This is a genomic window from Psychromonas sp., assembly GCF_047632995.1.
Lineage (GTDB): Bacteria > Pseudomonadota > Gammaproteobacteria > Enterobacterales > Psychromonadaceae > Psychromonas.
This window is the reverse complement of the sequence record NZ_JBLIEK010000106.1, coordinates 1-13,049: the sequence shown is the minus strand read 5'-3', so window position 1 is coordinate 13,049 and position 13,049 is coordinate 1. Positions and strand designations below refer to the sequence as shown.

The window sequence follows — 13,049 nt, the reverse complement described above, 5'->3', positions numbered from 1 at the left end:
AGAAAGCACGCTGACGGTATCATTATCGGTGATAGTACCGGTGGCAGCGACACCGCCGACGGTCAGATCATAGAACTCACTCTCTTCATCAATGGCATCATCAACGGTCGGTGTAGTAATAGTGAAACTAACGACATTAACGGGCACGGTGATAAAGCCGTCTGCGTAGGTCACACCGTCACTGAACAGAGGCACGCCGTAGTCCGCATCTTCGGTGGTGTTATTGACCAGCGTAAAGGCGTACTCTTTGGCACTGTCCGCTACGCCGCTCAAGGTCACGGTATGAATTAAATTCGTGCCCTCTTCTGCTGTATCAGATGTAACGGAGAGGACGCTGACGGTATCATTATCGATAATGGTACCTGTTGCGTTTACACCACCGACTTCCAGACTATAGGACTCATCTTCTTCATCCACTAAATCCGGAACCGTTGGGGTGGTCACGGTAAATTCGCTGACACCGGCGGGCACTGTGATATGCCCAGCGGCATAGGCCACGCCATCACTAAATAGTGGCGCACCGTAATCATCCGGCTCAGTGCTGATATCGGTGAGGTTAAAGCTGTATTCTTTCGCGCTATCGGCAATACCACTGAGAGTCACGGTATGGATTAAATTCGAGCCCTCTTCTTGTATATCGGATGTCACTGATAATACAATTGGTGCACTTTGAGCATCAACAATAATAGTCGTTGCTTGTGCGTTATCTAAATCGATAACAGAGCTATCACTGTTAGTTCCGGTTACAGTCACAGTTAAATTCTCGGCACCTTCATAAATGCCATCATCAATAGTGGCAATATTTAAAGGCACGGAGAGCGCGCCTGCAGGAATGGTGACCGTATGGCTAGCGGGATCTACAAAATCATTCCCGTCGACTTCACCACCAATAGTAAAGGTTACCGTCACAGGTATTGAGGTTGCATAATCTAACAAAACCATAAACTCGGCATTACTGCCTTCTTGTGTATGACTGCTGAGCGCGACTATCGAAACGTTTGGAGGAATTTGTCCTTCATTAATATCAACGATCTCATTGCTAATCTCTGACAGCCCGATTCCCTCTGTTTGGAAATAGGAACTGGCTAATGTTTCACTGCCATCTCTGGCTAGAGTTACTGCTGAAAACTCGCCGTCACGGCTATCATCTCCGGCGGCGGTTTCAATCTCTTCAATTGCCTCACCAGAATCAATAGCGGCTTCAATTGCAGCCTGAATTGCTGCTATTTCTTGTAAACTGACTAGATCTGCATCAGTTACATTTTGCTCAACACCACCAGGGGCCTCCACATTAATATTATTTACATCAGCAGGAGCCTTTTTATCAGCTGTAGCTGACATTAATTCGGCATCTGTTGATGGGTTTTCAACAGGGCTATTTTCATCAACTTGTACGTTAGGCTGATTTTTAACAAAGTCATCGTTACTCATAATAAGCTCCCCATTAATCACCGGAAAAGCATAATCTCCAAAATATTAAGCAAGCAAATATTGACGGAGAAACCAATACGCTACTGAAAATTAGTTTTACTAAGCTAATTTCATGCGTAGAGAATGACTTTTTTAACCAACTTAAATCTGTATAAAAATGAATAAATCTACACTGTGGTTGCTTATTTATAAGTCTTACACCAAATAAAAAGATCATTCTTCACCTATAAGTAAAGACGTATATTGTGAAGTGTCAATGATTTTATCTATTTAACGCTTGCTTTTTTATATTATTTATCTATAAGAATATTTCTTTCAATTGACACTGAATATATAAGACATTAACGCCTTGTTTTTTAATGTTTTATATTTTTAAATATAGTGGATTTAAGTACTGAAGAATAGTTGTTAGCTATATAGTGGGGTAATAAAAGAACAAAAAAAGCAGATGTCGACTGCACCTGCTTTCAATATGTCGGATGCAAATACTAAATATCGACAGGCGGAGCAATGTATCCTTGATAGCCTTCTGCACGCAGTGGTTTTACCGTTTGCAAATGCACTTCATCCTCAATCCCAGTGATAATCACTTTAATATCTAACCCGCGAGCGATATTAACGAGCGCACGGCAAAGTTCTAAATTCTGTTGATTATCTTCTTGTTCTTCACTGTTATAACAGGATAAAGAAAGATCCAGTTTGATATAGTAAGGCCTAAGTTGCTGTAAATAATCTAACGAGCCCATCTGTCTGCCACAGTTATCAACGCCGAACTGTGCACCGCCCTTTTTGATGATCGCACATAACTTGCTGCAAGCTTCTAAATTCTTGGTGATCCCTGATTCTGGTATTTCAAAGTGCAGCTTTTCCGGATTGGGAATGTTTTTTAAATATAACGCTAGCCAGCTATGAAATTCATGATCCAACAAACTCTCGCGCGCTAAATTGATAGCTATTGGCTCACTGCTGGCATTAAGAATATTATTCTCAACAATGCTTTCAAGTAAACAACGATCCAGCTTATGCCCTAATGACAAACGTTCAATATAAGGCATGAAATGCCCGGCACGCACTATTTTATTATCCATTTTCAGTTGACAATAGATCTCATGCTGCATTACGGCCCCAGTTTCAGTGCTATGCACAGGTTGCCATTGAAATGAAAACTGATTCTTATTGATGGCATTTGTTAAACGAGTACGCCACTCTTCGCGGTTGTAATCTTGCTGAGTATCGACATAAAACCAGTTACTTACTTTGTTTTCATTGAGCGCTTTTTGCAGCGCATTATCAGCTTGTGCTAATAAATCCGCACGAGTGACTTCACCGGTACGCTCACTGATACCAATTGCAAAATTGCTGTTGGGCGTACACCCCGCTTTTAACATTTCTTGATTGATTAAACGAATTAACGACTGTAAATATTCTGTTATTTGTTTACGATCCGCATTAGTGACGAGGAAGGCAAACTCTGTATTTGAAATCCTTGCAATAATATTTTCGCTACTTTTAGGTAAGTTTTCCTGAAGCATATTGGCAAGTATGTTAATTGTTTGATCACGAACTTGATAACCAAATTTACTATGAATCTCTTCTAACCAGTCTAGTTTTGCTAATAACAGCCCACCAAAACCAGGTTCATCTAACCAACTATTTAACTGCCCCGTTAAATACAGGCGATTGGGAAGTTGTGACACGGGATCAGTAAATTTATCGTGTTTTAGGGTGTTAACTTCCTCATCAAGGGCATTAAAAACAAGCTTTAATTGCCCGGACATAGAGTTAATGGCGCCAACAACATCTTTTAATTCTGTCGTCGTCGGCAATGGCATATCGGGTTTGAATTTACGCAGTGCTATTTCCTGCGCGTGAACAGCGACTTCATTTAGCGGTTTGAGAATTACTTTTAAACGAATACGCATTAAAAAGAGGGATAATAGGAAAAGAGCAGAAAGCACCATCGCCGTATCATTCATAATTCGCCATAATTCACGGTAACCAATCGCTGGATTTGATTCTATTTTCAGTGTTGCTAACTGTAACCAGCCTGATGTGATGATCGTCTCTTGGCTCTGCGCTTTAAATAGTTCTAAATCAACAAACCATTGCGGAACATCATCAATAACAACCGGATTATCCCAAACTTGCTGTTTGTGATCGGCCATCCATGTGAGCTCAACTCTGCGGTAAAAACCGCCTTCAAAAATAACGTTAACTAACGTTTCAACGGTTACCTCATCCCCTGTTTCTAAATGCGGTTTTAACATTAAACTTAAAGAGGTGCTGGTATTATTTAGATCAGATGCCATCTGATTGTTCATAAATTCTTTTGTTTCAGTAAACTGGAAGTAGATCAAACTGGACATTACCAGTAAAAACAGTCCGAATAACAGTGAATTTATCTGATTAAAAAGGGTCATTTATCAATTACTCCATGCTCAATTTTGGCTGTCTCATTTTTGAGATACCCATGCGTTGATTTAAATTAGTCCAGCGTTTAATACGTTGTGATTTTCCTGCAACTACACCCTGCCCTTTTTCTTTATTGAGCCAAAGTTGTTTACCATTAAAACTATATACGGGTATTAAATCTTGACGCTGGGAGGCGGGTTTAATGAGACCATCAAGATTATCAAGGATCAGTGGCACTGAGCTAGGGGATTCATAATAAGCCACGACCATGTGATATTGATTAAGTCTAACTGCCTTTACCATGGTGATACGCATCTTTTTATCGGGAATACCCAGTTCAAGTAAAGTAAAATACTTGGCAATGGCAAAGTCTTCACAATCACCACCGTTAACACCGATAAACTCGAGCGGTGTCGCCCAGTAGTTTTTGTCACCCCAAAGTTTAATATCATCAATAAAACGCAGCATATTAAAAAATCGATTAACATTCTCCAGCTTCTCTGAATCCATTAAATTATAAGATTTTTCCATCACATTAAACCAAGCATGACCTCTTTTGGCCGCGCGCTCACCATAATTACTGTAAAGCGCATTAATAATTTCAGGCTTATCTAACTGGCTTGGAGATTTAGCATAAATCAGAGTCGCACCTATCAGCAGTATTAAACTGCTAAATAGGTACAACCACATTTTATAACGCCTAATATTCATGGTAAGGAATACTACTCTATACGCTCGTCAACACTATAAATAGTCCACTTCATATTAGTAAATGACTTCTCACTTGAAAGTTCAGCAACAATACGACGATTACGCGCGTGAATGTATTCATCATCCCCTTCTAAGAGTAGTCTTGCAAAACCATAGCCAATCGGCGTAATTCTACTTTCGTCAATCGCAAATTTATTCACTAAAATATCTTTAATTGCTTCTGCGCGATTTTGCGATAATTTTTTATTTAACGCTTTTGAACCTACCTTACTGGTATGCCCTTCAATCGTCACCTTAGTTTCAGAATACTCTTTCATAAAATTCGCTAATGCGGCAATTTCAGGCAGAAATTGTGACTCCACAATATAAGAATCATTTGCAAAATTAACCAGCAGGTTACGTCTTACTTTCTCCAGGCGCTCCGCACCACAACCACTGTTATCAACTTGTGCACCGCTAAAACTTTCCGGACATTGATCGCGCGCATTAATAACGCCGTCACTTTCACTATCCGTTAAGTCAAACTTTTGCATGGTAGGCTCTACCGTCATCTCATCTACATGTACTGCACAGGCTGTAATAAAGAGGGATAAAAAAAAGGTTATTAGATATCTCATTGTGTAACACCGCCTTCAAATTGCTTCTCACCTTGCCAAGAGTCAGGCCGAGTTACCCGCAATGCATCAACTAATAGACCCATTGAGTGCAATATACGATATTGCGCAGTTATCTCTGTCATCTCTGCATTGAGAAAGTCTTGGCGAGCCTGATACAGTTCATTTTCAGTATCTAACAGATCTAATAAACTGCGCTGCCCGATCCTGAATTGTTGTTGATAATCTGATTGCGTATCTTTTGCTGCGATAACATGCATTTTTATATATTTCTTTTGTAAATTAAGCTGCTCAAAGGCATTCCAGGAAAGAATAAACCCCTCGGTAACCTCTCGGTAAACATTACGATTAAGCGCTTTGGCTTCATTAATTTTATAAGCTGTTTCTTTAGCATAAGCTTCATCTTTACCACCGGAGAAAATATTATATGAGACGCGAATCATAGCTTGCACTTCATTATTTTCACCACCGACACTCCCAACACTGCCATCTTCACCATCGAGGTTATCATTAAAGTTTGCGTTAACTTGCAATGATACTTTTGGGTAGTAGGCCGATTTTGCCGCATCATGCTGGTAACGCGCGGCACTGATATCATTCATCGCTGATTTAATAACCGGATGATTATCGAGCGCCAGTTTTAACCCATCTTCTTCCGTTGCAGGGAGTAATGATGAATCTGGATAGGGAATGACTAAATTTTCAGGGCGTTGATCGATAACGCGGTAAAAGGTTACTTTACTATCTAAATAATTATTTTTAGCGGCAATTAAGTTTGAATGTGCTTTAGCAAGACGGCCATTGATTTGGGACAAATCAGCGCTGCTACTGAAACCTGAATCGGTACGTTGCTTAATCTGTTGGTAAATATCTTGGTGCGCCTGAAGATTTTTCTCTGATAACGTCACCAACTTTTCAGCCTTAATCAAGTCTATATAAACTTTACTGACCTGCAGAGCCAAATCTTCAGCGCTCGCATGTAGTCGCCATTGCTCGGCACTGGTGGCATAACTGGTACGGCTAACTTCACTGCTAGTGTGAAAGCCGCTAAAAATATTTTGTGTGACGCTAAGACCTAACTCTCTGCGCATAAGATCTTCACTATCACCGCTGCTAGAGCGTCGTGTACCGGGACTGTCTGTATGTTCATAACCGTATCCACCGGTTAAATCAACGCTTGGCAGATAACCTGATTGCGCCTGTTCGACTTGCTTTTCACTTACTTTAAAACGCGTATAGGCCGCGCGCAGTTCGGGATTTGTGTCTAACGTATGAGCAACAGCTTGTTCAAGTGATTGACTATGCGCACTCATTGGCCAGAGGATCACTGAACACAACATTGCAATTGTACTTTTATTGGCTAACCTAAAATTTAGGGACTTCATTTCCACTCCATTACTGCGCATTAATATTCTTTGAGCGCCATCTCTTTTGCTCTTAAAATCGGATTCAACATATATTCAAGCACCGTTCTTTTACTAATCATTACATCAACAGAGGCCATCATTCCCGGGATGATTGGCATATCCTTCATATCTTTGCTGTGCATACTCGATTCTGTTGTTCTCACCTTTATAAGGTAGAAACTGTTTCCTTTATCATCTTGGGTGGTATCCGCACTGATATTTTCAACTACACCTTCAAGCCCACCATAACGGGTGAAATCATACGCCGTTATTTTTACCCGCGCGGGCAAACCAATATGGATAAAAGCGATATCTTTAGGCAGTATTTTTACTTCTATCAGTAATTTATCTTCTGTAGGTACAATTTCTAATAATACTTGCCCTGGTTTAATAACCCCACCTAAGGTCGTTATATGGACTGTTTTGATAGTGCCAATCACGGGAGAGGTTATTAATGCCTTTTTCACTTTGTCTTGCACACCCACTTGCGCTTCGGTTATTCTGGAAAATTTTGACTGCAGCTCATTAAGCTGTGCACGCGCATCCGTTCGGTATTTAAGCACGGCTTCACGACGTTTTAAAACCGACTCTTCAAATGCAGATTGCTGTTTCGGCTTCATTAAACGCAGTGCGTTTAGTTCACCTTTGATATCATTAACTGTTCTCTCTAATTTCAGTAAATCAATCTCGGGGACAATATTTTTTACCGCAAGTGGTCGTGTTAACTCCAACTCTCTGTTTGCCAGCTTCAAACTTGTCTTCAAGGTATCAATTTTAGAGTCCAGTTCCTTGATTTCTTGCTGACGTTGATTTATTTGATGACCTTGTATAGCTATCTGATTTTCAAGGTTATTAAGTCTGCCATTATATTCATTTTGTTGCCTCAACACTAATTTTTTAGAATTGTCTTGTAAATCAGAAGGGAATTGTAAAGATTTGATACTGATTTTAATTTGCCGCGTCCAGTCAGCCACGTCGGCAATTAAAATACTGCTCAATTCAGCCCGCAAGCGAATAATATCTGCACGTAACGCATCCACTTCTTTATTTTGCTGCGCCATGTCAGAACGAAAGCGAGTATCATCAATGCGCGCCAAAATTTGCCCTTTCTTTACCGCCATTCCCTCTTTTACATAAAGCTCTTGCAAAATACCACCATCAAGACTTTGAATAATTTGCACCTGTGTTGAAGGTACCACTTTTCCCTGGCCTCTGGTTACACGGTCTAATTCAGCAAAATATGCCCAAACAAAAAAACAGATAAACAGTGCCGCTAATGACCAGATAGTTAAACGATGAATGGTGGGCGCCTGCGTTAAAATAGCACCATACACATCGTCAGCCATTTCCAGATCTTCCTTGGTTACTTTCATCTTTGAGCCTCTTTAGTTTCCTTAGCTTCCTTAGCTTCCTTAGTTTCCTTAGCACTAGCACTTAGCAGGCCATTTTTTAATTGTTCGAGGATAATATCTTTATCCCCATCGGCGACCAAATGCCCCTTATCCAGCACTATAATGCGATCGACCAACTGCAGAAGATGCATCTTATGAGTAATTAAAAAAACCGTTCTCTCTTTCACTGTTTGCGCCATTGATTTCATAAATAATTTTTCTGAACGCGCATCCAAACTCGCTGTCGGCTCATCCAACAATAAAATTTGCGGATCATTTAAAATAGCACGAGCAAGTGCAACCGCTTGACGCTGTCCGCGCGATAACGATTTCCCTCCTTCCCCAACCTGTTGATCGAGGCCACCCGATTCTAGATCGGTAAACATACTCACGCCAGAGAGCTGCACGGCACGAATCAATTGATATTCTGTCACTTGCCTTGTGCCAAATAAAATATTGTCTTTAATCGAGCCATGAAAAAGCACGATATCTTGTGGTAAATAACCAAAGTTACGACGCAAATCACTAGGGTGAATTTGTCCTTGATGCAAACCATCATAACGAACACTTCCAAGCGTTGGCTGGAATAAACCAAGCATCAATTTTGCAAGCGTGCTTTTACCTGAGCCGTTTCTACCAATAATCGCTATTTTTTCACCCGGTTTTACTTTAATCGACAATGGATATAAAGCCGGTTTTTCTATATTTGGATAATGAAAACCGACATGATCGATAACAATACTCCCTTCTAATTTAGTGCGACTCGCCAAATCCCCCTTATTTTCAAATTCCCCCTCTTGATTCATAATACCGTCAAGCTGTCTTAAAGAGGTTAAGGTTTGATTATAGCGCGTCATAAGGGAAGCGATTTTTGCCATCGGGCCAACTGCACGGCTCGACAGCATCACAGCAGCAATAATCCCGCCCATAGATATAAGCCCATCGGACACTCTGTATACCCCTAATACAATCACAGCGACGACAGTCATCTGGACAACGGAACTCGACACATTGGCAACAGAATTGGTGATATTTTTTGTTTTTAATTGCCAGTTGGAGGTGTGCCCTAACATCTGTTGCCAAGCATTCTGCACCACACCTTCTGCACCATTGGCTTTAATAGACTCAATCGTTGATAAACTTTCAACCAAGTGACCGTGGCGCAAACCAGAAAATTTATTACTCTCTTCTATCGCATGGCGTAACTTAGGTTGTACTAACAGGGCATAGCCGATAATAAGTAGCGCAGCAATAACAGAAAAAATAGCTAAATCACCCGCAACTAACCAGATAATAAAGACGAATAATATAGAGAAGGGTAAGTCCACCAATGCGGTGATAGTCGCTGAAGATAAAAACTCGCGCACACTATCAAATTCCCCTAATTGCCTTGCCATCCCGCCCACACTTGCGGCGCGTTTTTCTAAAGGAATACCAATCACTTTAGCAAACAACTTTGAAGATATCTGAACATCAATTTTCTTACCTGCAACATCAATTAAATAACTGCGCAACTGTTTTAAAATCAGATCAAAAGTGTAAGCAATCGACGCACCAATCGCGAGCACCCATAAAGTTTCAAACGCTAGGTTGGGTACGACTTTATCGTACACATTCATGACTAATAAAGGTGACACCAAAGCAAAAATATTAACTAAAATAGAGGCGATAATAACATCACGATAAACAGGCGCCGACTGCCTAATAGATTCCCATAACCAATGCTTTGTAGTCCCCCCTAAATGCACATCAAAATCACGGTCACCATGGTATTTTTGTTTAATTAAAAACAGATACCCCACATAAACAGACTCAAGCGCTTCAACGGTTAGCTGCTCTTCTCCGCCCGTTTCAGGCAGAGAAATAACAGCTTTATTTGCTTTAATATCCAGTTCTTGTAACACACACGCTTTTTTATCTTTAAGCATTAAAATACAGGGCAATAACATTGCCGGTATATTATCAAGACTTTTACGACTTAACTTTGCACTTAACCCTGCGCGCTCAGCAGCCTGAGGCAACAGTTCAGGTGAAAGATTGCTGCTTGTAAGGGGTAAACCCGCTGATAACGCATCAGCCGAACAAGGGTTACCGAAATGTTCACTAAGCAGAACCAGACAATCAAGGAGTGGATCTTCGCTGATTCGCTGCCCGGCATTGATAGTCCACTGTTTTTCTTGCTGTGCTGAAGAAGAGTGCATTAAAAAATTCTCTCAGAAATATTAATGAAAAAAAATGAATCTTTTATCGAAGGGTAGCTGTAACTATATAAGTTAAAAGAAAAATATTATGTTACATCAGCATAAAAAACAATAATTGCTAACAAATATCGAACAACTTACAACAAAAAAGAGCAACCTACTAGGCTGCTCTTTAATTTGTTTGCTACTTACCTATTAGAGATCATCTGGAATCTCAATCACGACTGCATGCTCATCGATAGCGCTAATATCACTGATAAGTAATGGACCAGTATGATCGGCGTTAAACAAGGTATTAATTATAGTGATATCATCCGCATTAGCGGCAACACCTAAATCATCTGCATTAACACCATCAAGAACAATAAATTGGGTAACAGAATCAGTTCCATCCGCATGAACTGAGATGGTTGTACCAGTATCATCAAAGTCAAAATCTAAGAACTCATCAAGGTTATCACCTTTCTCTAAATGTAACAGATCGCTAAGATCAAGCTTGTCACCCTCAGCTAGGCTGAAATCGGCAATGTGATCAATTCCTGAATCGCCATCTAACCAAATAAAGGTATCGCTTCCCTCTCCGCCAATAAGGAAATCATCGCCGCCGCCGCCGATAAGGGAATCATTACCGGAATCGCCAATTAACATATCGTCACCAGCTTTCCCCGAGATGGATTCGTTTCCGGATTCACCAATAATGAGATCATTGCCATTCGAGCCTAGCAATAATTCTGACTCTGTGCCTCCGAGAATAGAAACAGAGCTGTCTGCGCCATCCACCACGGTCAACTCTAGGCTAGGATCAAATCCTTCAGGCAAGGGTTTGTCGGTTTGAACAACCAGATCTGTCAGGCTGAAAGTAGACCCATTCTGAGTAAAAGCGCCCACATCAATGCTCCAAGTGCCATTATCATTGTCGACTAACTCAACCAGGCCATCGTAGTCACCCTCATATATACTGACATCAGTGCCTGTGGGGAAACCGCTCAAAGTGATCGAGCTGATGCTTTCACTACCATCGGTGTCGCTAAAGCCATAAGCCAACTCAAGCGGGTAGGAGTATGTTGTGTGAATAATATCTACTGTTGTCAGACTAACTAATGTTGAGCCATTGCCACCGTTCGAGTCGCCATCAACAACAAAGGTGAACATATTGAACGGTTTATCACTGCTCAGGGTCATAGTGGATAAGGCATTCGCTTTATTATCGAAGGTGTAGGACTGAACCGTGGTCGTACCGTCAATGTTCTGCATGGTAAAGGTGATGCTCTGTCCAGAAGCATTTTTAAACACCAAACCAAGATCCGCTACGTAAGTCGGCAAACCAACAGTCAACGCATCTCCTGTATCGATACGGAAGTCACCCTTCGTTCCAACCCCCAATCCCTGGCCAGTGCTGGTATAAAGGTAATTATTAGAAGCTGAAGTTATAACGGTTCCATCAGGATATTCGATCTTCGTAACTTCTCCGCTAGAATGCCCATTTTCAGTTGTGATGATAGCGTTCGATGTATCACCTAATTCAACATATACGATGTTTTCAGCGCCGACTTCGGCAATAAAGTCACTAGCATCTATATAGTCAGCAACAGGAGTGACAGTAATGGTAAGCGTATCGCTGGATCCTGTATTGGTTGTATAAGTTACAACAGGGAGCTCTCCTGAGTAGTTATCTGCTGGATCAAACTCATATGAACCATCAGTATTGAGTAATAACGTCCCTTTCTCAGCAATGATTACACTTTTTCCTGCGCTGTATACAATATCCACACCGCTACCAGTATCTACATTCCCTGCCACTGTAAACGTTGTAACTTCAAGCAGATCATCAACATCGCTATCATTACTTAACACCCCATTTGCCTTAGTAACAATCAGTATTTTATCTTCAACAGTGTTATGTTTATCTTCCTGTAACACCGATATCTCGTTAACGGATTTCACTGTCAAATTGACGGTTGCCGGGTTAGACACTAACCCCTCATTATCTTCAACCGTGTACTCAAAACTGTCTGAACCATTGTTGTCACCCGTTGGGATATAGGTCACTTGACCCGTTATCGCATTAACCCACACATTGCCATTGCTTGGTTGGCGCGTGATAACCACCGTCGTTGGATCGATGCTGCCATCTAAATCAGTATCGTTGGCAACGACATCGATCATGATGCCATCTCCTACCACTGTCGCTAAATCATCATGGGCGACCGGCGCATCGTTGATGCCATCAAACACGATATCAGCCGTCATTTCAGCTGAATTAACCGTGCCGTCATTGGCTATCACGCCTAACGTGTAGGTCACATCAAGCAGTGCATCATTGCCCAGCGCCGCTTCACCTAATGCCGTTAAGGTCACTACGCCGCTGCTGTTATCGGTAATTTCGAAGTAGTTATTGTCGTTGCCGCTACTGATGCTGAACGTGACATCATCACCATCCAGATCGCTTGCGGTAAAGGTTGCCACCGTGTCACCTGCCAGCGCTACATTTTCAACTTGTGTTGAGCCTGTCGCGGAATCAACCGTCGGTGCATCATTGATACCGTCAAACACGATATCAGCCGTCATTTCAGCTGAATTAACCGTGCCATCATTGGCTATCACGCCCAAGGTGTAGGTCACATCAAGCAGTGCATCATTCGCCAGCGCCGCTTCACCTAATGCCGTTAAGGTCACTACGCCGCTGCTGTTATCTGTGATTTCGAAGTAGTTATTGTCGTTGCCGCTGCTGATGCTAAAGGTCACATCATCACCGTCCAGATCGCTCGCGGTAAAGGTTGCCACCGTGTCACCTGCCAGCGCTACATTTTCAACTTGTGTTGAGCCCGTCGCGGAATCAACCGTCGGTGCATCATTGATACCGTCAAACACGATATCAGCCGT

At 41.6% G+C, this 13,049-nt stretch carries 8 protein-coding genes; all 8 read right to left on the bottom strand.

The genetic code is table 11. From position 1 onward, the window contains the following. Positions 1–1,431 (bottom strand): hypothetical protein (locus ACJAT7_RS14885; RefSeq protein ID WP_415227590.1); only part of this gene is annotated, 1,431 nt, incomplete at its 3' end. A 488-nt stretch (positions 1,432–1,919) separates the two neighbouring features. Then, positions 1,920–3,851 carry an EAL domain-containing protein gene (locus ACJAT7_RS14880; protein WP_415227589.1) on the bottom strand — a complete coding sequence of 644 codons (1,932 nt, stop codon included), beginning with the start codon at positions 3,849–3,851 and terminating at the stop codon, positions 1,920–1,922. Positions 3,852–3,858: 7 nt separating this feature from the next. Then, positions 3,859–4,533, bottom strand: a complete 675-nt coding sequence (locus tag ACJAT7_RS14875; protein WP_415227588.1) for a transglutaminase-like cysteine peptidase — start codon at positions 4,531–4,533, stop codon at positions 3,859–3,861. Positions 4,534–4,565: 32 nt separating this feature from the next. Next, on the bottom strand, positions 4,566–5,171 hold the full coding sequence (locus tag ACJAT7_RS14870) for an OmpA family protein (protein ID WP_415227587.1): 606 nt from the start codon (positions 5,169–5,171) through the stop codon (positions 4,566–4,568). After that, positions 5,168–6,553, bottom strand: a complete 1,386-nt coding sequence (locus ACJAT7_RS14865; protein WP_415227586.1) for a TolC family outer membrane protein — start codon at positions 6,551–6,553, stop codon at positions 5,168–5,170. Before ACJAT7_RS14865 ends, ACJAT7_RS14870 begins: the two co-directional genes overlap by 4 nt. A gap of 20 nt (positions 6,554–6,573) precedes the next feature. Further along, on the bottom strand, positions 6,574–7,947 hold the full coding sequence (locus ACJAT7_RS14860; protein WP_415227585.1) for an HlyD family type I secretion periplasmic adaptor subunit: 1,374 nt from the start codon (positions 7,945–7,947) through the stop codon (positions 6,574–6,576). Further along, positions 7,944–10,166, bottom strand: a complete 2,223-nt coding sequence (locus tag ACJAT7_RS14855; protein ID WP_415227584.1) for a type I secretion system permease/ATPase — start codon at positions 10,164–10,166, stop codon at positions 7,944–7,946. Before ACJAT7_RS14855 ends, ACJAT7_RS14860 begins: the two co-directional genes overlap by 4 nt. 195 nt (positions 10,167–10,361) lie before the next feature. After that, the coding region (locus ACJAT7_RS14850) for a tandem-95 repeat protein (RefSeq protein ID WP_415227583.1) at positions 10,362–13,049 on the bottom strand (2,688 nt) is incomplete at its 5' end.